This is a genomic window from Colwellia sp. Bg11-28 (assembly GCF_002836245.1).
GTDB classification, from domain to species: domain Bacteria; phylum Pseudomonadota; class Gammaproteobacteria; order Enterobacterales; family Alteromonadaceae; genus Colwellia; species Colwellia psychrerythraea_A.
The window spans coordinates 1,621,784-1,645,652 of record NZ_PJBA01000006.1 but is presented as its reverse complement, the minus strand read 5'-3'; the positions used below and the strand labels follow the sequence as shown (position 1 = coordinate 1,645,652).

Genomic DNA, 23,869 nt, shown 5'->3' with positions numbered 1-23,869 from the left:
ATTCAGTTAAACAGTCAATTTGCTTTGCTCAGCTAATACATCGATACCATGTTGCTTTAATAGCCCCACGAGCTTGATCAAAGGTAACCCTATTAAGGTATTTGGATCATCACCTTCAAGTTTGCTAAATAAGCAAATACCTAAACCTTCACTTTTAAAACTACCAGCACAATTATAGGGTTGTTCAGCATTAAGATAGTTTGCTATATCTTTTTGGCTCAGCTGATTAAAATGCACGATAAAAGGTTCCACTAAAGCAATAGTTTTATCTTTTTCACTGTCATAAACACATAGGCCGGTATAGAACGTAATACTTTTACCACTAAATTTATTTAACTGAACAACAGCATTGTCAAAATTATGAGGTTTACCTAAAATTTCTTCTTCGCATACTGCTACTTGATCCGATCCTATAATTAAAGCGTTTGGATATTCTGAACTAACCGCTTTTGCTTTCTCTATTGCGAGGCGTTCAACTAAAGCTTGGGGAGATTCATTTTTTTGTTCGGTCTCATCAACATTAGGTTTTGCACAGTGAAAAGGTAGTTGGAGTTTTTCTAAAATAGTTTTACGAAACGGAGAAGTAGAGCCAAGCACTAAGGTTTTCATATTTATCCTTTTAAATATATTCTTTTACTAAAGAGTTTAAGACACATTGAACTAAGTTATTGAGTATTGAGTGAGACCTAAAAGACTTAGAAGAAGGTATGAATAGAATAGTTATAGTATTCTATTCAACATTAATAGCGCAGCATATAAACCTTTTTACTTACTTAGGTAATAGCCGCTTATGGAGCTCAGTGTAAACTGATAGCATCACAAAATGAATGAAGTAATAACTATGCTTACCGTTGTTGCTTATTATAAGCTAGTTACCCAAGTGCTAAGTCGAACTATAAATTAATCTGTTTAGTCTAACTTGCGGTATTGTATATTTACATAGCGATTGTTGTCGAAACAAACAATTATTATACAATTATTGTTAATATTGAGTCTATCTTGAGCTTTTAAACAAAATAGTGCAATTTTCTTTTGACACTTGCCTGTAGGGACTATAATATGCGCGCCTTATGCAGAATCTTAAACTTCCAATAACAATTAGTCCATCCCGTAGCGCGCAACGTAGACTCGTGTGCAAAGGTGTATTTAAATTAGCGGATATGACGAGACTGCTTGCAGAATGCGAAAGCGGAAGCGAGCATGTTCAAGTAAGTGTTAAGTTTGATGTGGATGAACGTGGTTTGACAGTAATGTCAGGTACGGGATCGGCATTAGTTGCATTAACTTGTCAGCGGTGTAACGAAACTTTTGATCAGTCACTTGAAGTAGAGTTTACTTTTAGTCCTGCCAAAAATGAGGAAGCTGCTGAAAAAATCCCGTCATATTATGACGTAGTAGAATTAGATGAAAATGGTGAAGTAAACTTACGCGAATTAGTGGAAGAAGAGTTAATGCTCATGATCCCATTAATTCCACGGCACAACATTCAAGATTGTTCAGCTGATGCTGATTCAGTTTGGGGTGAGTTGCCAGAAGAGCTTGAGAAGCCAAATCCATTTGATGTATTAAAACAATTCAAGTAGTTAATAAGCATACAGCTATTTAACTAATAACCGATTTAGGAGTAACTCATGGCAGTACAAAAAAGCAAAAAGTCTCGTTCAAGACGTGGCATGCGCCGTTCACATGATGCAGTAACACCGGAAAACTTATCAGTAGATCCAGTATCAGGTGAAACGCATCGTCGTCACCATATAACTGCTGATGGCTTTTACAAAGGCGTTAAAGTAATCGCTGTTTAAGCGATTACTTCGTTAAAGTAAAGTATTAGGCTTACTTAGTTTGAGCTTAAATACAGATCTAACCATCGCGTTAGATGTTATGGGGGGCGACCAAGGCCCCCTTATAACAATTTCTTCAGCAATCACGGCTATAAGTCATCAGCCAAATTTGCACCTCATTCTTTGTGGTGATGAAATCATCATTACAGAAACTCTTGCTCATTTTGAAATCACTAAAGAAAATTTAGCTACTCATAAACAGTTAAGTATTTTCCCGACCTCTCAAGTTGTTTTAATGTCGGATAAGCCCATTGTTGCACTCAGAACCAAAAAAGACTCATCAATGCGAAAAGCACTTGATCTGGTTCATGAAGGCCGTGCACAGGCTTGTGTAAGTGCCGGTAACACCGGGGCCTTATTTTCGATGGCACATTTTGTATTAAAAAATATACCGGGAGTAGAGCGCCCAGCACTTATTTCATCATTACCTACCCATGATAAAAATAAACATGTTTTTATGCTTGATTTGGGCGCCAATGTGTTTTGTGATTCCCATGTATTATACCAATTCGGTGTGATGGGTTCAGTCATGGCTGAGCAAGTGGATGGTATTAATAAACCACGCGTTGCTTTACTTAATATGGGTGAAGAAGCAATTAAAGGTAGTGACCATATAAAACTTGCAGCACTTGAATTAACCGAGAATAAAGATATCAACTATGTAGGCTTCATTGAAGGTAGCGATATTTTTTCCAATAAAGCCGATGTTATTGTTTGTGATGGTTTTGTTGGTAATGTTGCATTAAAAACCTGTGAAGGTGTTGCCCGGTTAGTTTATGAGAAATCGAAAACTGCTTTTAGTGCTAGCTTAGTGGCTAAATTATTTGGCTCATTACTTAAACCAAGCTTTAAAAAACTGTTTAAAACCATGAACCCCGACCAGTACAATGGCGCAAGTTTGATAGGATTACGCGGTATAGTAGTTAAGAGTCATGGTAATGCCAATTCAAGTGCTTTTTTATCTGCAATAGAAGAAGCAGTTAAAGAAGTTGAAAGGCAAGTTCCTGAGAAAATTAAAACCTCATTAGAACACGGCTTTACTTGTCGCTAACCATGCTTTATTTAGTAAATATTAATTTTACTAAAATATCTTTTTCTAAACTAATAATACTAAAATCAACGTGTTTAACCTGAACTCAGTTTAAGAGTTCGTTAATGTATTGAATTATAATGCTTAAGTTGCTTTAATATTGCTAACTTGACATTTTTTCTTAATTCAAGGCAAATTCACGTGTTAATAGCTCGCCTATTACAAGTGAATTTAACGAAGAATTCAGTAAAGTAGCTGCTAAAGAAATCTATATTAAGTAGCGTTCAGGTTATTTATTAACAAAAAATTTAAATAGAGTATCAATATGCAAAATAAATTAGCATTCGTTTTTCCAGGACAGGGCTCACAAACTGTTGCCATGCTCAGTGACTTTGCAGAAAACAGTATAGTACAAGCAACCTTTGAAGAAGCCTCTAAAGCCTTAGGTTATGACTTATGGCAATTAGTTAACGAAGGTCCAGCAGAAAAACTAAATCAAACTAACTTTACTCAACCAGCATTGTTAACGGCTAGTGTTGCTTTATGGCGTGTTTGGCAAGCAGAGTCGACTGTGACCCCTGATATTATGGCTGGCCACAGTTTAGGTGAATATTCAGCACTAGTGTGTGCCGGTGTGTTTTCCCTAAGTGACGCGGTAGTATTAGTTGAAAAACGTGGTGAATTCATGCAAGCCTGTGTTCCGGCAGGTGTTGGCGCCATGGCAGCTGTAATTGGCTTAGCTGATGAAGATATTATTAATGCCTGTAATGAAGCAATGGAAACGCAAGTTGTTTCAGCGGTTAATTTTAATTCTCCAGGTCAGGTTGTTATTGCGGGTCATAAAGAAGCTGTTGAGCGTGCTGGAGTGCTTTGTAAAGCCGCAGGGGCAAAACGTGTTTTACCATTGCCAGTGAGCGTACCATCACATTGTGCTTTAATGAGTGATGCTGCAGCTAAATTGGCTATAGAGCTGGAGTGTATCACTTTTAACCAGCCGAAAATTGCCGTTGTAAATAATGTGGATGTCGCTGAAGAGATCGCAGGTGAAGCAATAAAAGCTGCATTAGTTAAGCAATTATATTCGCCTGTACGTTGGAGCGAAACTATTAGTTTGCTAGCAAATGACGGTATAGAAAAAGTGGTTGAAGTAGGTCCAGGTAAAGTATTACAAGGCTTGAATAAGCGTATAAATAAATCACTACGCAGTGTTAGTTTCAATACAATGGATTCATTGCAGCAAGCAAAAGATTTAGTGACTAGTGAAATATAACCGTTGTTAAGTAAACGATTATATTTTAGTAAGATATACCCGATCCACTTGAAGATGCTCGTTTCAGGAAGTCTGAGCGATTCATAATCCTGGCGCATTTTTTTATTAAGGGTCATTCCCTTAAAAAGAAATGTAACGCAGAGTATGATTTACTCAGCCTTCCCCAAGGGGCTGGTTTAGAAACGCTTTATGCTACGTTATTGATTTCGACAATAGAATAACTATTCTCTTCAATCAATGCCTTGCCTAAAGGCGTTTCTAATGCCAGCTGAATCATGCAACATCAAGTGGAACGGGTATAAAATAATTTAATATAAATGATTCGTTACCTTATTGAACAAGGTAACGTTATAAAATAAAAAGAGCAGGTAAGAATATGTTTTCTTTAGAAGGTAAAGTCGCTTTAGTTACTGGCGCAAGTCGTGGTATTGGTAAAGCAATAGCTACACAATTACAGTCATTGGGTGCAACGGTAATTGGTACCGCGACATCAGAAAATGGTGCTAATAACATAACTAAGTATTTAACTGCTGATAACGGTAGTGGTATGGGGTTGGTGCTAAACGTGACAAGTGATGAATCTATCGCTGAAATGTTTGTAGCTATTAAAGAAGCACATGGTTCCATTGATATTCTAGTAAATAATGCTGGTATCACCCGTGATAATTTATTTATGCGTATGAAAGATGATGAGTGGTCAGACATTATTGAAACTAACTTAACGTCTGTTTTTAAAGTGAGCAAAGCTGCTATTCGTCCTATGATGAAGAAACGTACAGGCCGTATCATCAATATTGGCTCTGTTGTAGGTACCATGGGTAATGCTGGCCAAGTTAACTATGCAACAGCTAAAGCAGGTTTATTAGGTTTCACTAAAGCCTTAGCACGTGAAGTTGCTTCTCGTGGTATTACTGTAAATACTGTTTCACCTGGCTTTATCGATACAGATATGACACAAACGTTAACAGATGAACAAAAAGAAGGTATATTTTCACAAGTTCCTGCGAATCGTTTAGGTAAACCAGAAGAAATTGCTAGTACTGTCGCTTTTTTAGCATCAGATGCCGCAGCTTATGTTACGGGTGAGACAATCCACGTTAATGGTGGCATGTATATGGTGTAAGCCTTGATTTTTAAGGCTTACATTGTTTTTTAATCATATTTTTCAATACTTCAACAGGTTAGACCAGCTTAAAAAAGTGAATTAGTTGCTTGCAAGGCAAGCTGTTGACGAATACACTACACGCAATTTGAAAAAATGCACTTTCAGTAAAGGAAATAAAATGAGTAATATCGAAGAACGCGTAAAAAAAATCACAGTTGAACAGTTAGGTGTTAGTGAAGCAGAAGTAAAAATTGATTCATCATTTGTTGATGACTTAGGTGCTGACTCATTAGACACTGTTGAATTAGTTATGGCGTTAGAAGAAGAATTTGATACTGAAATTCCTGACGAAGAAGCTGAAAAAATCACAACAGTTCAAGCAGCAATCGATTACGTTACTGCTAACCAGTAATTGTTAATAAGTTCGATATTATCGAGCTTAGTAAAATAATAAAAGCGGTATACTTAATTGTAAGTGACCGCTTTTTTTTTATCTATAAGATGACGATATTATTCAATAGAAGACTATCATTGATTAATACCATCATATTAATTTACTGGCCAGCTTAGAGCTGTATTAGCGAGCTTAAAACAAGCAAAATGAGTTAACTTATAGTAAGTCTATACTTCATTTGTTTTGTGATGTTATCAATTCGCTAATGAGCTTCCGAGGGACAAGTTTAAAAGGCTTGCATGCGACGTTATTGATTTTGACAAGGGAATAACTATTCTCTTCAATCAATGCCTTACCTCTAAGCCTTTTAATTCTCGCTAAGTGATCAATAAATTAGTACGATTGGTATAATACATTTAATTTTTCGGAGGCCGCTCTGTTATGAGACGTGTAGTAGTAACTGGCATTGGCATGCTTAGCCCATTAGCCAACACCGCAGAAGAAACATGGCAAAACCTGCTACTTGGTAAAAGTGGTATAGGTAATATTGATCATTTTGATACCACAGATTACCCCACTAAATTTGCTGGCTTAGTAAAAGACTTTGATGCCCAGAATTATATGGAACGAAAAGAAGCCAAAAAAATGGATCTTTTTATTCAATATGGTATTGCAGCGGGCGTACAAGCTTTTAAAGACTCAGGTCTTGAAGTTACTGAGCAAAATGCACCACGTATTGGTGTTGCTATTGGCTCAGGCATTGGCGGTTTAGGCTTAATTGAACAAAATCATAACAAGCTAATCAAAGCCGAAGGTAATCCTCGTAAGTTATCGCCATTTTTTGTGCCTTCAACCATTATCAATATGATTGCGGGTCACTTATCAATAATGTTTGGCCTGCAAGGTCCTAATATTGCCATAACTACAGCGTGTACGAGTGGCGTTCATAATATTGGCCATGCTGCCCGTATGATTGCTTACGGTGATGCAGACGCAGTTGTTGCCGGAGGTGCTGAAAAAGCGTCCACAACACTAGGCATGGGCGGCTTTGGTGCTGCTCGCGCTTTATCTCGTCGAAATGATGACCCTGAAGCGGCATCTCGTCCTTGGGACAAAGATCGTGATGGTTTTGTTCTTGGTGATGGTGCTGGTGTTATCGTTGTTGAAGAATATGAACATGCAAAAGCCCGTGGCGCAAAAATTTATGCTGAGCTAGTTGGTTTTGGTATGAGCGGTGATGCTTACCATATGACTTCACCACCTGAAAATGGTGATGGCGCAGCGCGTGCTATGCAAAATGCTATTAATGATGCGAAAGTAGATATTAGTAGAATTGGTTACATCAATGCCCACGGTACTTCTACACAAGCCGGTGATATGGCTGAAACTAATGCGGTTAAGACTGTATTTGGTGCTGGTGCAAAGAATGTAATGATGGGTTCTACCAAGTCTATGACGGGACATTTGTTAGGCGCTGCAGGAGCTATTGAAGCTATTTTCAGTATCCAAGCACTAGTGAATAAGCAAGTTCCACCGACGATAAATTTAGATAACCCTGATGAAGGTTGTGATCTAGATTATATTGCTGGTGCAGCACGTGATGTTGAACTTGAATATGTACTTTGTAATTCGTTTGGTTTTGGTGGTACTAACGGCTCATTAATCTTTAAGAAGATTTAGTTTGTTCTAGTTTACTTTTGATTAGTTATTCACAATTAATGTAAACCACTTGAAAAGTAATGAGTAAGCCTGAATACTAACCTCTATGCGGAGGAAGTCTTCAGGCTTTTTTATGTCAATAATTAATGTAGCGACACTCAATGAAATATTGCTCTATAAATGGTCAACAACAAACAGATATAGCGGTAACTGATAGGGGACTTGCTTACGGTGATGGGCTATTTACCACAGCTAAAATCGTTAATGGCACAGTGGTATTATTAGAAAAGCATATCGAGCGATTAACTCATGGCTGTCAGCAATTAAAACTGCAGCTACCTTCAAACATAAGTTTAAGAGAACAATTGGCATCGGTCGTCAAAGGATATTCGCTAGCGGTACTTAAAGTAATGATAACTGCAGGCAGTGGTGGCAGAGGTTACTCTAGAGTAGGGCTAGGTGATAATGCTGCAAACATAATCATCATGATATCTGATTTTCCAAGTCATTATGAAACGCTCGCTCAACAAGGAATCAATGTAGGAGATAGTAAATATCAGATTGCGACTAGCTCAATGCTTGGGGGGATTAAACATCTCAATAGACTTGAGCAGGTATTATTAAGAACTGAAGTTGATGAGCGCAGCGAGGATGATCTTATTGTGACTAATTGCCAAGGCGATGTTATTGAGGCGACCAGCTCAAATCTATTCTATTGGTTGAATGAACAGTTATGCACCCCTGAAATATCAACCTCAGGAGTTGATGGTATTATGAGACAGGTGCTTATAGCCAAAAACACAGAAATAAAAGTATGTAAAACCTCATTCGAAGAACTTAAATACGCACAAGCTATGTTTATCTCTAATTCTTTGATGGGCATAATGCCGGTAAAAACGTACAATAATCGCCTACTTGACGTTGATGTTGTATTGAAGCTTCAAAGACGAATGAAAGGATTTATTTAAACGATTTTTTTGTCGTTTTCTTGTCAAATTAACTAAGGACAAAGCGTGCTCAAAAAACTTATTATTATTACTTTGTTGGCATTACTTGGTGCAGTAGCCACCTTAAGCTATCAATTTGATCAGGCGTTACATACCCCTTTAACAATAGAAAAAAATACTTATTTAAAAGTAATGCCTGGCAGTTCTGTTAGCTCATTTGCCAAAAAATTAGCACAAAAACAATGGATACCAACCCGTTTTTGGTTGAGAAATTATGGTCGTCTATTTCCACAAAAAGCAAATATTAAAGCGGGTACCTACTTAATAACCGAAGGTACAACCTTAGCGCAATTATTAGTCCAGCTCGTTGGTGGAAAAGAGCACCAATTCTCTGTCACTTTTATCGAAGGGACACTTTTTAAAGATGCATTAGTTATACTTGCAGGGCATCCTTATATTAAACAAACAATTGATGATAAATCGATTAGTGAAATAGCGGTAAAACTCGGCATTGACTCAATAAATCCAGAAGGGTGGTTATTTCCTGATACTTATGCATTCACAGCTGATACGAAAGATATAACACTGCTTCAACGTGCTAACGTCAATATGCAGACGCAATTGAGTGCGTTATGGCAGAGCCGAGCGGAAAACTTACCTTACAAAACACCTTATCAAGCATTGATTATGGCCTCGATCATAGAAAAGGAAACAAGTTATATTGCCGAACAACCCATAATATCATCGGTTTTCGTTAATCGCTTACGAAAAAATATGCGTTTACAAACCGATCCTACGGTTATTTATGGTTTAGGTGATCGCTATGCGGGAGATATAACCCGTGCACACCTGCGCGAAAAAACGGCTTACAATACTTATAGAATTAATGGTTTACCGCCAACGCCTATCGCAATGGCGGGTTTGTCAGCCCTACAAGCTACATTAAATCCAGTAGCGAGTGATTATTTTTACTTTGTTAGTGGTGGTGATGGCAAACATGTTTTTAGTAAAACGCTAGCTGAACATAATTTTGCCGTTAAACGTTACTTAAAAGAGCAAAGAAAAAATAAATCAAAGTAAACATATGACTGAATAATATAAACTATATAATTGATTACACTCATCGATACAACTGTCAAAAGGTAAAAGCTCAGGTATGTCTACAGGAAAATTTATTGTCATTGAAGGCATGGAAGGTGCTGGTAAGTCCTCGGCTATTGCAGTCATTGAAAGTACCCTAAATAAACATGGTATTGAGTATATTAATACCAGAGAGCCCGGTGGAACCCCTTTAGCTGAATCCTTACGTGATATGGTTAAATCGGTAGATCATCAAGAAAAACTTACTGTGGAAACAGAGTTACTCCTTATGTATGCCAGTCGCAGTCAATTACTTGCCAATAAAATATTACCTGCTCTAGCTGCAGGAAAGTGGGTGATAGGCGACCGTCATGATTTGAGCTCGCGCGCTTATCAAGGGGGAGGTCGAGGGTTTGACGAAACGATAATGAATACCATCAGTGATATCACGTTAAAAGGCTTTCGTCCTGATATTACCCTTTATTTAGACATAGACCCGCATATTGGCTTATCTCGTGCGAAAGCAAGGGGTGATCTAGATCGCATTGAATTAGAAAAAATGGAATTTTTTATTCGTGTTCATAATAAGTATCGAGAACTCGCCGAACAAGATGACTCCATTATTACCGTTGATGCAGCACAAGCAATGTTAAAAGTGCATCAAGACGTAGAAAAAGCTGTTATTGGCTTTATTACTAATACGGATAAAGGTTAGAGAAGGAATATGCTACAAATTTGCCACGAAAAGCAAGTGCAATTGAGCCGACAAAACCAACAAGATACCTTAGCACATGCCATTATCATTCAAGGTATAGAAGGTGCTGGGCAAGGTGCATTGGCAAAGTGGTTAATTGAGTTGTTAATATGTCAAAATCCGTTATCAACAACTAATGCTGCAGGAACTGAAACCATCAGTGAAGCCTGTGGTCAATGTAAGGCCTGCCTGCTTAGGAAAAGTGATAACTATCCAGACCACTTATTGTTGAAGAGCGAGAATAAAACTTTAGGGGTTGACGACATTCGTCGTGGCAATGCATTTCTAGAAAAGACTGCCCACCTAGGCAAGGTGAAAACGATATTGATACCACAAGCTCAGGTAATGACTATTGCTGCAGCTAATGCATTACTAAAAACATTAGAGGAGCCAAGTGCCAATAGTTATATTGTATTAATTACAGACGATCTTGATAGCTTATTACCGACAATAATAAGTCGGTGTGCTGTTTATGTCATTAGACCTATGATAGGCGAGGCCTTGTTGGCACAGCTCAATGTATCGAGCCTTGGTGATGCTAAACTATCAAGTAGTGCTACTTTGGCTAATAAAGCTAATGACACTGCTTATATTAATTTATCTCATTTACCTGAATTAACCGATAAAATTGTTCATCAAGAATTTCAGGTTTTTAATCAATATTTATTAGATTATTTACTACATGGTCAAAGTGAAGAAAAGTTATTGAGTCAGATTGTTGATAATAAGCACAGTTTACGTTGGTTAGAAAAAATAACCTGCAATCTAATGAGAGAATATTACCTTGTTAATGCAACGGATCAGACCTTATTGCTTATTAAACAGAAAATTTCAGTGCAAGTGCTTAATCAAATATATCAAGCTATCATCACTAGTAATAAACTGATAAAATCTTATCTTCAAGCTAATCGACAATTCGTCGGTGAACAGTTACTTATGACGATAAATGATATCGTTAGACCATAGATATAGGAGAGCAACTTGGTTCCATTAAACGTAGAGTTTTATTCCGACCGTGATTTATATCTTGGCTTTATGCCCTTTCTTAATGAGGGTGGTATTTTTGTACGTACACCGCGTCAGTACGACTTAGGCGATGAAGTTGAATTACATATATTATTGCCAGATGCACTAGAAGAGTCCATCGTTCAAGGTGAAGTTTGTTGGCTGACTCCCGTTGGTGCGCAAAATGGTACACCTCCTGGTGTTGGTATCACTTTTGTTAAAGATCCGGAAAAAGTTCGTCATCAAATTGAGCAAATAATTGCTCGACATTTAAATTCTTCAGAGCCAACACTAACTATGTAGTTTGGCTTCTTGTCCCTACTTAATAAGTAACAAACGTTCATTATTAAAACATTTTTTTAAAAGCACAGGAGCTCCTCGTTGTTTATAGATTCTCATTGTCATTTAGATCGACTTAACTTATCGCTACATGATAATAAACTGGATAATGTTATTGAGGCGGCGACAGCAGCTAAGGTAACTAAACTACTATGCGTTAGCGTTACATTAGCTGACTTTCCTGAAATGGCAGCCAAAACAGCTCATTATGACAATGTATATCTTACTTGTGGTGCTCATCCTTTAAATCAAAAAGATGAAATTATACCTGAGCAGCTATTAGCATTAAGCCAAGATGACCGTGTTATAGCGATTGGTGAAACGGGGTTAGATTATCACTACGCACCTGAAACAAAAGCGCTACAAATTGACTCATTTAAAAAACATATTCATGTGGCCAAAGAATTAAACAAACCACTGATTATTCATACCCGCGAGGCACAGGAAGATACTTTAGCGTTACTTCGAAGTGAAGGGGCTGATCAGGTAGGTGGTATACTTCATTGTTTTACCGAAAGCTGGGAGATGGCTGAGCAAGCAATTAAAATGGGTTTTTACATCTCTTTTTCAGGTATTGTTACCTTTAAAAATGCCACAGCATTAAGAGAAGTCGCTGCTTTAGTACCCGATGATAAATTTTTAATTGAAACTGATGCACCGTACCTTGCACCTGTTCCTCATCGTGGTAAAGAAAATCAACCCGCATATGTTGTAGAAGTTGCCAAACATCTGGCAAGTATTCGAGGTCAATCTGTTGAAGAAATAGCTAAACTCTCAACGGATAACTTCAACCGTCTTTTTAAGTTATAAATGACTCTTGTTTTGATTAAATCTAAATAAATATTAATAAATTGAATAAAAAAAAGCCCAAACAATCGTTTGGGCTCAAAGATTGGCTCAGGGGTTTGAGCCGTGCGCTAATGAACCATTATCTGGTCATTAAGATAAAAACAAAAATAAACTAGGTTTGTAACACAATTAACTAACATCTTAGCAACAAAAACCTTACGTCATGCCAAGCTTGTGTAATTAAGTTTAGTGTAAGTTTTTTAAATTGCTAATCTTTTTTTGTTTATTTATATTTACCTTTTAAGACAATGCCTTAGCTTGCTTGTAGTGTGACTTTTATTTCTTTTATACTAGTAATTGTCATGGTGATGATACTGGTTTCCCACCAATATCGCATTGGCTTTGCACTGTTTCTGACCTAACTGGTTTAATAAGGTAAATTGCTATGATATTTCCCTATTTATCGCATGTTTTTAGGCAATAAAGCGAGGCTTTCCTCAGCAAAACCTACCCCAGCCTCAGTATAAAAGTTAAAGACTTTATCAATGCCGAATGCTTCTAGTTGTTTGCGTTCATCATCGTAGCGGGCTACCGCGGCAATTTTTCCTTTATAATTTGCTGCCGTTAGCTGTTTAGTAATATTAATAATATCTTGTACTGAAGGTAACGCGAGTAACACAAGTTCGAGTTGTGATAGATCGATACTTTCCCAAAAATAGATATCTTCAGCATCACCGTAATAGGCTTGCATTCCTTTACTATTTAACCACGTTATTTTTTCCTTATCAGCATCTAAGCCCCATGCAGGACTAGTACCGTGACTATTAATTGCTTGATAAGCCCCCATTCCAACACGACCCATACCGATGATAACAATAGGGCGCTGGCACGGTTGAGAAAAATTATCTTCTTCAAGTTTGGTTTGTCGTTCAAAACGCGATAAAAATCCTCTGTGTTCGGTAAAAATCGTATGGGCGAACCGATAAATTATATTGGTTAAAATAAAGGATATAGCCATGCTTAATGCAAGGATCACCAGCCAATCATTACTTAGCCATCCAGAAGATACGCTTAACGCGCCAACAATTAGCCCAAACTCACTGAAATTACTCAAGGTTAGTGCGCTTAAGAATGCAGTACGACAACGTATTTTTAATAGGGTAAAAATACCGTAGAACATCAAAAACTTAATAGGAACCAATAATATTAATAGTGTCGCTAAACCTAACATCTCTAATGTCGGTATCGCCGTAAAACCAATAGAAAGAAAGAAGCCAATTAAAAATATATCTTTAAAGTTCATTAATGCTTTATTAATTTCAGTCGCTTTAAGATGTGAAGCTAAGAACATACCAACAAGCAATGCACCTAAGTCACCTTTAATATTGACCAACTCAAATAACTCATAACTACCTAGTGCGAGAAAGAAGCCCATTAATGTAATTAGTTCACCATGGCCAACATGATTAATAACTCTATTAATTAAGGGTTTAATTAAAAATAAACCAAGTAACGAAAAGGCCCAAACCGAGGGTATCTTACCTGTGGCAAAAACTAAAAAAGCAACAGCAATGATATCTTGAATGACCAGAATACTGATGGCTAACTTACCATGGCGAGTACGCATCTCTCCATTTTCTTCTAATAGTTTTATTACACAAACAGTACTACTAAAACTCAAAGCAAAAGCGATCAATGCAGCGGTCATTAAGTCTAAATCACTGAAGTAATTCACCGACATTAACGCGAGTAATTTAACAAAAGTTATGGTGACAACAATCCAAAGTAAGGTATGTAAAGAGCAACCTAACCAAACTTCCGTTTTGAATAGGTTTTTTACGTTAAGCTTCAAACCTATGGTAAACAACATGATGGTAATACCTAAGTCACTTAATACGCTTAAGCTTTCATCGGCTTGATAACCTGCAATGTTTAGGATAAACCCCGCGGCAAGGAAACCGATAGAGGGGGGCAAAGAGATTGTTTTTGCTGCCAAGCCGCAGATGAAAGCGAAAAGTATCCAGATAAAGTCCATAGTATTACTCTAGTTTGCGTTGATTTACTAAACAGAAATGTTTTGGGTATTATTGAAATTATGCAGGTATATATTTTGATAACTATAAATCAGCAGGTGCTATTTTACTCGATAAATACCTTAGAAAGTACTTACCGTATTACAGTTAAGTTTACCTTAAAAACAACCTGTTAGACTAGCTTGATTTAACTATTCATGGTGATTTGGTCGATACCCGTTGCCAATCAAGATGCATGTTTCAGAGTGCATGAGCAATTTCAATACAAGGCGCGCCTTTGTAGTAATAGTTATTCAGGAGAATATGCTCCTGCATTCTCTAATATGCTACATCCATGTAGCGTCCTTACAAAAGGTGCAACGATGTAGTGATGTTGCTCAAGCGCTTCTTCAATGGGGCAAAAAGTGATTTATACGGCGTTATTCATTTGAACAAGGGAGTAACCATTGTTTTAAATTAAATGCCTTGCCTAAAGCACTTTTAACTCCCACTGAAATCATGCACTTTGTATGGTTACGGGTATATATTAGTCTTGTAACCATTTATCAATTTCGCTATACATAAAATCACGGATGATAGGTTGTGCTTTTGCATTGGGGTGTAAGTTATCATTGAGCATTAGCGAAGAATCTATGGCAACATCTGTCATAAAGTAAGCCATAAGATGGGCGCCCGTTTGATTGGTCACTTTGGTATAGCTATCAGTAAACATTTTACGGTATCTCGGCCCCAAGTTAGGGGGGATTTGAATTTCCATTAAAGCGACTTTCGCGCCATATTGTTGACTCTTGGTCACCAGCTCAGTTAAATGTTTTTGCAGTAACTTCACTGGAAAACCTCTGATACCATCATTACCACCCAATTCAATTAGCACATGGCTAGGCTGGTGAGTGTCAAGCCAAGCATCAATTTTCAATAAGGCATTATCCGTAGTTTGACCACTGATCGCTGTATTTATGATGGTGACAGGTTTATTATCTTCTCTATATTTATTTTGTAACAAATGAACCCATGCTTGTGCTTGCTCAAGTCCATAGCCAGCGCTTAAGCTGTCACCAATAAGTAAAATTTTATCATTTGCCATGCTGGTAAATGATAGGTTTGTCAAAATTAAAATAATAATAGATTTTAGGATAAAACGAGTCATGTCAGTACTTTCTCAGTTAAATGTTATTCAAGTGTCAGGGCTTACTAAGCGTGTTAGTACACTTGAAGGAAGCCTTACTATCCTTAGCGATATAAACTTTTCTGTCAAGTCGGGAGAATCAGTAGCTATTGTTGGTGCTTCAGGTTCAGGTAAATCTACGTTATTAAGTTTATTAGCTGGATTAGATGTTGCGAGTCAAGGTGATGTGCACCTCGATGGCGAAGCCTTAAGCACACTTGATGAAGAAGCGCGTGCTCAGGTAAGAGCAGAAAAAATTGGCTTTGTTTTTCAATCATTTATGTTAGTGCAAAGTTTAACCGCACTTGAAAATGTAATGTTGCCAGCAGAGCTCGCAGGCGATCATGATGCTAAAGCCCAAGCAATTGAGTTATTGGATAAAGTAGGACTGTCACATAGACTTGAGCATTACCCATCTCAACTATCAGGAGGTGAGCAGCAGAGAGTTGCAATTGCGAGAGCATTCATTGGCTCACCTAAGATACTTTTCGCTGATGAGCCTTCAGCGAATCTCGATAGTAAAAATGGACATCTGATTGAAACATTATTATTTGATTTAAATAAACAAAATGGAACTACGTTAGTACTAGTGACTCACGACGAACAGTTAGCGAAGCAATGCCAGCGCATTATACATATTGAAGGTGGTCAATTGGAAAAAATTAGTGAAGGAGCAGCTGTCAATGTGGGTTAAATTGGCTTTTAAGTTATTCTCACGAGAGTTCAGGCGTGGTGAATTAACTATCATCTTTGCAGCAATAGCGTTGGCAGTACTTACCGTTTTTAGTTTGTCTGCAATTACAGAACGAATTGGTTTAAATATCGCACAAAAAAGTAGTGACTTTATTGCCGCCGATCGCCGTTTGTCTAGCAATCACGCTTTTGATCCACAACTACTAACAAAAGCAAACGAACTTGGGCTAAAAACGGCAAAGGTACTCTATTTTGACTCCATGCTGTTTGCTAATGATGAATTGGTATTAGGCTCAGTAAAAGCGGGTTCTAATGCTTACCCTCTCAAAGGTAAGCTTACTATTAAGGACAACTTAACCAGCCAAGCATATGAAGTTGCTACTGGTCCTAAGGCGGGGTCAATTTGGCTTAGCGAAGGTTTATTTTATACGCTTAATGTAAAGGTCGGCGATAATGTTGAATTAGGTGCGGGGATTTTTAACGTCAGTAAAGTGTTAGTGAAAGAGCCTGATGCGCCATTTTTCTCTTTATCTGGTAATAAACGCGTACTATTAAGCTATGAAGATATTCCTGTCACCAAAGCTGTTCAAGCGGGCAGCAGGGTATTTCATCGCCTACTTTTTGCTGGAAATGAACAACAGCTGAGTAATTACTATGCTTGGCTTAAGCCACAACTTAAAAGTAATCAAAACTGGGAAGGGATTAAAGATAGACAATCCCCTTTGGGAAACAATTTAGACCGAGCAGAGCGATTTCTATTACTCGCAGGTTTATTTGGCATTATGTTAGCTGCCGTTGCGATGGCAGTTTCAGCGAAACGTTATTGTGAACGACAATATGATCCCGTTGCTATGATGAAAACGCTCGGGGGTAGTCGTAAAGTTATTCGTAATATATTTCTTTTGCACCTTAGTTTAGTGACCGGATTTTCTATTATTGCTGGTTTACTGTTAGGCTTTATTCTGCAAACCATTGGTGCTGATTATTTAGCAAACTTCATGGGCACTGAGCTACCACAAGCAGGCATGCGTCCTTGGTTATTATCTGGTTTTATTGGGCTAATTTGCGCGTTAATGTTTTCCCTTAAACCCTTACTCGATTTATTTGATATTCCTCCACTGCGTGTCTTACGTCGCAACTTAGGTGATACCCTCGCACTGAGTCGACTTCATCTTTTCCTCTCGTTTATGACTATTTTTGTTTTAATGTGGTTATTTAGTGGTGAGATCGTTACCACCTTAATTTTATTTGCCTCTACTTTATTAGTGATTGCTGTTTTATTTGGTATATCTCGATTATTATTTGCTGCTGGGCGCAATTTAGGGCTTAGACCTGGCTCTAGTTGGTCATTAGCGATAGCGACATTACAAAAAAGAGCCAATGCTAATGCGATTCAACTGATCAGCTTCGCGTTAGCAATTAAGTTAATGCTATTTTTGGTTGTTTTAAAAAATGACATCATTACAGACTGGCAAATGCAAGTTCCACCTAATGCACCTAATATGTTTATCATTAATATTAGTGAGCAAGAAGTCGATCCAATTACGCAGTTTTTTACCGAAAACAATATTGCCCATGAAGCGTTTTATCCTGTTTTTAGCGGACGAGTTGATGCGGTTAATGGTGAAGAGTTTGCTCGAAGCGTCTCAAAGCAAGAAGGCGAAGAAAAAGATGAAGACGCGAGAGAAGGGGTCAACAGAGAGCCTAACTTAACTTGGTTAGAGTCTTTACCAGAAGGTAATGAAATAACGGAAGGAAAATGGTTCACGAATGAAGATACTGGTGATGAGATTGAAGTGTCCGTTTTTGATGGTTGGCAAGAAACGCTCGGGCTAAAGCTGGGCGATACCATCACTCTATTAGTTAATGAACAACCAATAGAGGCCAAGGTTACTAGTTTTAGAAGTGTTGACTGGGGATCACTAAAACCTAATTTTGTTATGATTTTAAGCCCGAATATGGCTGGTAAGATACCAGTAACCTACTTTAGTGCTGCGAAATTGGAAGATAAACATACCAAGGATATTAGCCATTTATTACAACGTTACCCAACGATAAGTATGATTGATATCAAGTCTCAAATAGAGCAAGCCCAATCGATTATTGCGCAAGTCTCCTTAGCGATAGGCTTTGTTTTATCAATTGTATTGATAAGTGGTGCTTTAGTGCTTGTTTCACAGGTGCAAGCAAGTTTGGCAGAACGTATGCAAGAAGTGGTGATATTACGAACCCTAGGAGCTAAAGGCCGACTGATCAAACTTGCAACGCTTTATGAATTCATGCTATTGGGAGCTATCGCTGGCCTAGTTGCGGCAATAGTAAGTGATGTGGCTTTACTGGTCATTCAACAACAACTCTTTAATGTTGAAGGCCGAATGCATCCATATATTTGGTTATTAGGACCGTTAAGTGGCGCTATTTTTGTTTCTGCTATTGGTTATTTTATGGTGGCAAGAACTATGAGACAAAATACCCAAGGCCTATTAAGAAAGATTGCTTAACCTAAGTAATAAGTGCTCTCAGCTTATTACTGAGGGCACTAATAGCTATCTGATAATACTCGATTTAAGGTGAGTACATAACTAATTGATTACTTGGACTTAAGCATAAGGTATATTGAAACGATAAATAGTTAAGGAATAATTTTCATGGTTTCAAGTTCAAATAATAGCTCTATTGCGAAAGCATTTGTAACAGTCGCCGCTATTTTTATCATTTTTGCGGGTATTAAAACCGCGGCTAATATTTTAGTGCCGTTTTTACTTTCAGTATTTATCGCCATCATCTGTAACCCATTAATCAATAAAGCCAGTGAGTATAAAATACCAAAGGCTGTTTCTGTCATTTTTGTTATCGTGGTCTTTGTTACTATGGCTGTGTTTTTAACGGGATTAGTAGGCAGCTCTTTAAATGAGCTTTCTCAGCAGATACCTCAGTACCGAATACAACTCAAAGAACAATTTACTTGGTTAACAAGTTTCCTTAATAGTCATGACATCCAACTTTCTTCATCGATTGTGACTGAATATTTTGACCCTGCTGCAGCGATGGGGTTAGCGGCTGATATGTTATCCAGTTTTGGCTCTGTGATGACAAACTTGTTTTTGATTATTTTAACTGTTGTTTTCATGTTGTTTGAATCATCGACGATTCCACATAAATTACATTTAGCATTAGATGATCCTCAAATGCGTTTAAATCAAATTGAACGGTTTTTATCTTCGGTGAATCAGTATATTGCTATCAAAACCTTAGTCAGTATTGCTACTGGTTGCATTGTGTCACTAATGTTATGGGGCTTTGGTTTAGACTTCTTTTTACTCTGGGGAGTATTAGCGTTTCTGCTTAATTACATACCAAATATTGGCTCTATTATTGCCGCAGTGCCACCAATGACACTCGCTATATTACAATTAAGCATAGGGGAGGCCGGCGCTATCGGTTTAGGTTTTGTTTTAATAAATATGGTAATGGGTAATATTATTGAGCCTAGGTATTTGGGTAAAGGTCTAGGGCTATCCACTTTAGTTGTTTTCTTATCTCTAATTTTTTGGGGATGGTTGCTTGGTACTGTTGGTATGCTATTAAGTGTGCCACTGACCATGATATTAAAGATAGGGTTAGAAAGTTCACCAGAAGGTCGTTGGTTGGCTGTCATGCTAAGTGATGAAGTTGAACTGGTCGATAAAACCGAGCAAGCTTTACTTGATTGAGAGCTTGATTAAGATGTTGCTCGGCTAACTTTCTAAAGAGTGGGATTAGTCGTTATAATTTTACTGAGTTCGGTGATTCTGTTCTGGCTTGATTGTACATAACAAGTTTTATAGACCAAGTCCGCACCTCTTTCGGGCGATACTGCTAGGTATTGCCAACGACAATCATTTTCCCTATAAGTAATAAAGTTATTTTGCGAACGCTTAAACATTTTTAAGGCAGAGTAACGGCCATTTACTAAGGCTTTTTCTTCTAAATTAAAGGTATGTAAATTTACCCAAGTTTGTAACTCTCGATCGACAAGGGATATCACACCATCTAAACACCTAGACATTGGAGCAGAAGATATTGTCTCAGCATTTTGTTGCTGACACTCTTCAATGTTTTTGGCCGCATGAACAGGGTTAATCATCAATAAAGGACATAAAAATGCGGATGCTAAAAATATTTTATTACGGATCATTTTTCAGTTGTAAGCTCTAGTTGATATGAGTTTAATTACGCTAATGTTTACTCGTTATTTTACAAGTGAAGGAGTAAACATTAGGGCTGAGTTTAGTTGTTTATTTTATTTATTAAGCAGGTAATACTTTTTTATAAGGTTTAACCGTTACTTTTTTATAAACACCAGCACTGATATAAGGATCTTCATCTGCCCATGTTTGTGCGGCAGCTAAGCTATCAAATTCTGCAACAATTAATGAACCAGTAAATCCAGCCTCACCAGGATCTTCACTATCAATAGCTGGACATGGACCCGCTAGTAACAGTTTTCCTTGCGCTTGTAAGTCTTTTAAACGTCCAATATGCTTGTCGCGAACAGATAGGCGTAAGCTGAGTGAGTTTTCAACATCTTCACTGTATATAACATAAAACATGGAATGGTTTCCTTTAAACAATAGGTTAGTTAGCCCGTTTTAAATAGAGCTGTTAAGTAGATTCTTTAGTTTTTTCATTGTTAATGGTATCGGTATCATTTATCTCTTCTTCTACCTCTAAGTACTTGTATAGAAATAAAATAGAAGTGATAGAGAAAAGAAACATTAAGCCGGTTAGACCAAAGACTTTAAAGTTTACCCAAGTATCAAGGTCGTAATTAAAGGCTATATAATAATTTAGTCCCGAGCAAAATAGAAAGAATAAAGCCCAAGCGAGGTTTAATCTTGACCAAATGTTTTCTGGTAGTGATAACGACTCAGCTAAAAATTCTTTAATAATATTTTTGTTGAAAAAGGTATTACTCACTAATAATGCAGCAGCGAAAAAAGCATTAATAATGGTTACTTTCCATTTGAGAAAAGCATCATTTTGCAAGTATATTGTTAGGCCGCCAAAAACAACAATCAAACCAAAAATTATCCATTGTTTAGCGGGAATTTTTTCTTTCTTGATTTTATAGTAAAAAATTTGCACGAAAGCGGCGACAATTAAACTGCCAGTAGCCCAGTAAATTCCGGCGATTGAATTAATGATAAAGAAAATTTGAAGAGGAAAGTATTCAATAAACAGTTGCATATAATACCGAAATTAAAGATGGACTTAGAGCGATATTAAAAAGTATCGCCTACGAATAACGTGATTTTAACGAATGCGAGTTTAATAGCCAAGCTTATATTTGTTTAATACCTAACTATAAAGACTTTATTTTGCCATTGTCATTGATCTTTATCAACGAAGCGGCTTTGGGGAATTGTACTTTGGTCAATAGCAGGGTACTTTAGCATCAAGTTTAATAACCACAGATAATCGTCTCCCATGGCAACTGACAAATTATTTTATCAAGAACAAAGCAATGAAGTATCATTATTTAACTATGCTTTTGAACATCAACTTCCTGTATTGATCAAGGGTCCAACAGGCTGTGGTAAAACACGTTTTGTTGCCCATATGGCCGAAAAACTTAATAAGCCTTTATATACAGTGGCTTGTCATGATGATCTCACTGCAGCAGACTTAGTCGGTCGACATTTAATTGGTCCTAATGGCACGTATTGGCAAGATGGTCCATTAACACGTGCGGTACGTGAAGGTGGCATTTGTTATTTAGATGAAGTGGTTGAAGCACGTAAAGATACTACGGTCGTTTTGCATCCTTTAGCTGATGACCGCCGGATATTACCTTTAGAGCGTACCGGAGAGCTGCTCGAAGCTGCTCCAGGTTTTATGTTGGTGGTTTCTTATAACCCCGGCTATCAAAATTTATTAAAAGGTATGAAGGCAAGTACTAGACAACGTTTTGTCGCTTTACGTTTTGAATATCCTAGTGCAGAGCTTGAACAGCAAATACTGATAAAAGAAGCTGGCGCTGACCCTCATCTAGCCTTTAAATTAGTTGAGCTAGCTGGTGCGTTACGCCGACTAGAACAAAATGATTTAGATGAAGTCGCTTCAACCCGATTGTTGATTTATGCAGCCAGAATGATGAGCTCTGGTATGAACCCGTTGGATGTTTGTCGCTGTTGTTTGGCTGAGCCATTAACGGATGATCCTCTAACGGTGCAAGCTTTGATGGATGTCGCCAGAATTTACTTTGACTAGTTATCTAGAGATTATATGACCAATCCATCAATAGCGATTGAACTCCCTGATAAAAAACTGCCTGGTGATTTAGCCATGTGGTTTTTCATTTTGGCTGAGTTAACTGTATTTGCCATTTTTTTTATTGGTTTTTCCGTCAGTGAACAGTTAAACGGAGAAATGTTTAGCCAAGGTAAAGCGCAGTTACATCAAACGGCAGGTTTAATTAATACCATTGCGTTAATCACCAGTAGTTTTTTTGTTGCGATCGCATTGACTAAAATACATAAAGCGCAAGCTAAACAAGCGGTACTTTTATTATTAACAGCTAAAGCTTTTGCTATCATTTATATTTCGGTCAAAATTTGGGAATACCTTTCATTATTTGAGCAAGGTATAACGATTGAAACGAATACCTTTTTCACCTTATATTTTTTAATTACTGCTTTTCATTTAATGCATGTTTTATTGGGCATGGTTATCCTCGCTTTCATTGCTTACAGCGCTTGGCAGGGTAAGTATCAAAATAATGAGATTTCTGGCTTTGAAGCCGGTACGAGCTATTGGCATATGGTGGATTTATTGTGGATTATTTTATTTCCGTTGATATATGTTATTTAGTTGAATCTGATTATCAACATAACTTAATTTATGCCTAAGGGTAATGTAGTGCAAAATAATAAAACCGTTAATATAGCCGCGGCAACAAAGAGTTGGCTTTTACTTATTGCATTAAGTGTTATTGCCATTTATTTACCAGAATTTATTGATCATAGAAGCTTTTATACAATTGCAGCGTTAGTGATTGTCGTAATAAAAGGTCAACAAATTGTAGATATATTCATGGAGCTTAATAACGCTCCTAAGTTTTGGCGTTTACTCTTCTTAAGCTATATTACGCTGCTACCTTTAATTATTTCTGTCATCTATTTAACTTAATTAAAGCTTATGGGTTTATTTAATTTCATTCGATCATAAGATCAAGGATGGGAGTATGATTAATCGAGGTCCTAGCCCAAGTGGAAACTTCGCGGTAATTTGTCAATCTTTATACTTAGCAAATTTACTGTTATTACCCGGCATATTTTTTTTAGTCTTACTTTACTATTACCGTCAATATCAGCAATATAAAGTTCACGATGGTGTTGTCGTAGCCCAAATTGATAATAATAAAGTAAGAATGCAGAATCTCGGAATCGGTAAAATTCACCTAATAAGAAGTCTACAACTGTCTGTTCTAGCCGGCGTTTTGCTTGCGGTAGTACCGTTAATTGTGATTTATTTCTCCTCACAACTACAAGCGTCTATCATGGTGGGATTAATTTATTTTGTTACTTTGCATGCGGGGTTTATTTTGATCGGCATGTTAAACTTATCTCGTGCAATGGCGAAAAAACTACCTCTTTTTTAATTCCTCGTTATTCGCTTATCCCCACAAACCCTACTTTATCGTTACGCTCAAAAAAGAGCGTATTGAAATCCGCAAATAAGTTTAGAGCACATTACTTGGCTACACGCAGGTAAAAATATCCGA

26 protein-coding genes are annotated in these 23,869 nt (G+C 37.3%); 20 read left to right on the top strand and 6 right to left on the bottom strand.

What is annotated here, in order from left to right:
• Nucleotides 1-6: 6 nt before the first annotated feature.
• A complete protein-coding gene (locus tag CXF79_RS14400) occupies nucleotides 7-609 on the bottom strand; it encodes a Maf family protein (protein WP_011043106.1) in 603 nt (200 codons plus the stop codon).
• Nucleotides 610-1,070: 461 nt separating this feature from the next.
• On the opposite strand from CXF79_RS14400, the gene yceD reads away from it, so the two are divergent.
• The 13 genes from yceD (at nucleotide 1,071) to CXF79_RS14330 (ending at nucleotide 12,234) form a co-directional block, all read left to right on the top strand.
• Nucleotides 1,071-1,583: a 23S rRNA accumulation protein YceD gene (yceD, locus tag CXF79_RS14395; RefSeq protein WP_101155763.1), complete on the top strand. Its 513-nt coding sequence runs from the start codon at nucleotides 1,071-1,073 to the stop codon at nucleotides 1,581-1,583.
• A 48-nt stretch (nucleotides 1,584-1,631) separates the two neighbouring features.
• The gene (gene rpmF, locus CXF79_RS14390; protein WP_011043108.1) at nucleotides 1,632-1,802 is read left to right on the top strand and encodes a 50S ribosomal protein L32; all 171 of its coding nucleotides are present in this window, start codon (nucleotides 1,632-1,634) and stop codon (nucleotides 1,800-1,802) included.
• A 40-nt stretch (nucleotides 1,803-1,842) separates the two neighbouring features.
• The gene (plsX, locus tag CXF79_RS14385) at nucleotides 1,843-2,892 is read left to right on the top strand and encodes a phosphate acyltransferase PlsX (RefSeq protein WP_101155761.1); all 1,050 of its coding nucleotides are present in this window, start codon (nucleotides 1,843-1,845) and stop codon (nucleotides 2,890-2,892) included.
• Between the two features lie 304 nt (nucleotides 2,893-3,196).
• Nucleotides 3,197-4,141: an ACP S-malonyltransferase gene (gene fabD, locus CXF79_RS14380; protein ID WP_011043110.1), complete on the top strand. Its 945-nt coding sequence runs from the start codon at nucleotides 3,197-3,199 to the stop codon at nucleotides 4,139-4,141.
• Nucleotides 4,142-4,517: 376 nt separating this feature from the next.
• The gene (gene fabG / locus CXF79_RS14370; protein WP_101155759.1) at nucleotides 4,518-5,264 is read left to right on the top strand and encodes a 3-oxoacyl-ACP reductase FabG; all 747 of its coding nucleotides are present in this window, start codon (nucleotides 4,518-4,520) and stop codon (nucleotides 5,262-5,264) included.
• Between the two features lie 160 nt (nucleotides 5,265-5,424).
• Nucleotides 5,425-5,658 (top strand): acyl carrier protein, encoded by a 234-nt coding sequence (acpP, locus tag CXF79_RS14365; RefSeq protein ID WP_011043112.1) that lies wholly within the window; start codon nucleotides 5,425-5,427, stop codon nucleotides 5,656-5,658.
• 423 nt (nucleotides 5,659-6,081) lie between these two features.
• On the top strand, nucleotides 6,082-7,320 hold the full coding sequence (gene fabF / locus CXF79_RS14360; protein WP_011043113.1) for a beta-ketoacyl-ACP synthase II: 1,239 nt from the start codon (nucleotides 6,082-6,084) through the stop codon (nucleotides 7,318-7,320).
• A gap of 140 nt (nucleotides 7,321-7,460) precedes the next feature.
• On the top strand, nucleotides 7,461-8,267 hold the full coding sequence (gene pabC / locus CXF79_RS14355; RefSeq protein WP_101155757.1) for an aminodeoxychorismate lyase: 807 nt from the start codon (nucleotides 7,461-7,463) through the stop codon (nucleotides 8,265-8,267).
• Nucleotides 8,268-8,312: 45 nt separating this feature from the next.
• Nucleotides 8,313-9,326, top strand: coding sequence for an endolytic transglycosylase MltG (mltG, locus tag CXF79_RS14350; protein WP_101155755.1), 1,014 nt, complete (start codon nucleotides 8,313-8,315; stop codon nucleotides 9,324-9,326).
• A 76-nt stretch (nucleotides 9,327-9,402) separates the two neighbouring features.
• The gene (gene tmk, locus CXF79_RS14345; RefSeq protein ID WP_011043116.1) at nucleotides 9,403-10,041 is read left to right on the top strand and encodes a dTMP kinase; all 639 of its coding nucleotides are present in this window, start codon (nucleotides 9,403-9,405) and stop codon (nucleotides 10,039-10,041) included.
• A 9-nt stretch (nucleotides 10,042-10,050) separates the two neighbouring features.
• Nucleotides 10,051-11,046 carry a DNA polymerase III subunit delta' gene (locus CXF79_RS14340; protein WP_101155753.1) on the top strand — a complete coding sequence of 332 codons (996 nt, stop codon included), beginning with the start codon at nucleotides 10,051-10,053 and terminating at the stop codon, nucleotides 11,044-11,046.
• A gap of 15 nt (nucleotides 11,047-11,061) precedes the next feature.
• The gene (locus CXF79_RS14335) at nucleotides 11,062-11,388 is read left to right on the top strand and encodes a PilZ domain-containing protein (protein ID WP_011043118.1); all 327 of its coding nucleotides are present in this window, start codon (nucleotides 11,062-11,064) and stop codon (nucleotides 11,386-11,388) included.
• Nucleotides 11,389-11,466: 78 nt separating this feature from the next.
• The gene (locus tag CXF79_RS14330; protein ID WP_101155751.1) at nucleotides 11,467-12,234 is read left to right on the top strand and encodes a TatD family hydrolase; all 768 of its coding nucleotides are present in this window, start codon (nucleotides 11,467-11,469) and stop codon (nucleotides 12,232-12,234) included.
• Nucleotides 12,235-12,673: 439 nt separating this feature from the next.
• Here the strand turns inward: CXF79_RS14330 and CXF79_RS14325 are convergent, their stop codons facing one another.
• The gene (locus CXF79_RS14325) at nucleotides 12,674-14,248 is read right to left on the bottom strand and encodes a cation:proton antiporter family protein (RefSeq protein WP_101155749.1); all 1,575 of its coding nucleotides are present in this window, start codon (nucleotides 14,246-14,248) and stop codon (nucleotides 12,674-12,676) included.
• A gap of 524 nt (nucleotides 14,249-14,772) precedes the next feature.
• The gene (locus tag CXF79_RS14320; protein WP_101155747.1) at nucleotides 14,773-15,393 is read right to left on the bottom strand and encodes an arylesterase; all 621 of its coding nucleotides are present in this window, start codon (nucleotides 15,391-15,393) and stop codon (nucleotides 14,773-14,775) included.
• Here CXF79_RS14320 and CXF79_RS14315 point away from each other — a divergent pair.
• The 3 genes from CXF79_RS14315 (at nucleotide 15,392) to CXF79_RS14305 (ending at nucleotide 19,817) form a co-directional block, all read left to right on the top strand.
• Nucleotides 15,392-16,105, top strand: coding sequence for an ABC transporter ATP-binding protein (locus tag CXF79_RS14315; protein ID WP_011043123.1), 714 nt, complete (start codon nucleotides 15,392-15,394; stop codon nucleotides 16,103-16,105). The genes CXF79_RS14320 and CXF79_RS14315 overlap by 2 nt on opposite strands.
• A complete protein-coding gene (locus tag CXF79_RS14310) occupies nucleotides 16,095-18,605 on the top strand; it encodes an ABC transporter permease (protein WP_101155745.1) in 2,511 nt (836 codons plus the stop codon). Before CXF79_RS14315 ends, CXF79_RS14310 begins: the two co-directional genes overlap by 11 nt.
• A 147-nt stretch (nucleotides 18,606-18,752) precedes the next feature.
• The gene (locus CXF79_RS14305) at nucleotides 18,753-19,817 is read left to right on the top strand and encodes an AI-2E family transporter (RefSeq protein ID WP_101155743.1); all 1,065 of its coding nucleotides are present in this window, start codon (nucleotides 18,753-18,755) and stop codon (nucleotides 19,815-19,817) included.
• Nucleotides 19,818-19,849: 32 nt separating this feature from the next.
• Here CXF79_RS14305 and CXF79_RS14300 read toward each other — a convergent pair whose 3' ends face one another.
• From CXF79_RS14300 to CXF79_RS14290, 3 genes are all read right to left on the bottom strand, one after another.
• A complete protein-coding gene (locus CXF79_RS14300) occupies nucleotides 19,850-20,281 on the bottom strand; it encodes a lysozyme inhibitor LprI family protein (RefSeq protein ID WP_101155741.1) in 432 nt (143 codons plus the stop codon).
• A 112-nt stretch (nucleotides 20,282-20,393) separates the two neighbouring features.
• Complete coding sequence (locus tag CXF79_RS14295; RefSeq protein WP_101155739.1) at nucleotides 20,394-20,696, bottom strand: YciI family protein; 303 nt, start codon at nucleotides 20,694-20,696, stop codon at nucleotides 20,394-20,396.
• A gap of 52 nt (nucleotides 20,697-20,748) precedes the next feature.
• Nucleotides 20,749-21,333 carry a septation protein A gene (locus CXF79_RS14290; RefSeq protein WP_101155737.1) on the bottom strand — a complete coding sequence of 195 codons (585 nt, stop codon included), beginning with the start codon at nucleotides 21,331-21,333 and terminating at the stop codon, nucleotides 20,749-20,751.
• Nucleotides 21,334-21,573: 240 nt separating this feature from the next.
• Between CXF79_RS14290 and CXF79_RS14285 the strand changes: the two genes are divergently transcribed.
• The 4 genes from CXF79_RS14285 to CXF79_RS14270 are packed head-to-tail and all read left to right on the top strand — an operon-like array spanning nucleotide 21,574 to nucleotide 23,746.
• Nucleotides 21,574-22,356, top strand: a complete 783-nt coding sequence (locus CXF79_RS14285) for a CbbQ/NirQ/NorQ/GpvN family protein (protein ID WP_011043133.1) — start codon at nucleotides 21,574-21,576, stop codon at nucleotides 22,354-22,356.
• 15 nt (nucleotides 22,357-22,371) lie between these two features.
• Nucleotides 22,372-22,956 (top strand): cytochrome c oxidase subunit 3 family protein, encoded by a 585-nt coding sequence (locus CXF79_RS14280; protein WP_041736898.1) that lies wholly within the window; start codon nucleotides 22,372-22,374, stop codon nucleotides 22,954-22,956.
• Between the two features lie 48 nt (nucleotides 22,957-23,004).
• A complete protein-coding gene (locus CXF79_RS14275) occupies nucleotides 23,005-23,274 on the top strand; it encodes a cytochrome C oxidase subunit IV family protein (protein WP_011043135.1) in 270 nt (89 codons plus the stop codon).
• A 55-nt stretch (nucleotides 23,275-23,329) separates the two neighbouring features.
• Nucleotides 23,330-23,746: a hypothetical protein gene (locus CXF79_RS14270; protein ID WP_101155735.1), complete on the top strand. Its 417-nt coding sequence runs from the start codon at nucleotides 23,330-23,332 to the stop codon at nucleotides 23,744-23,746.
• Nucleotides 23,747-23,869: the final 123 nt, after the last annotated feature.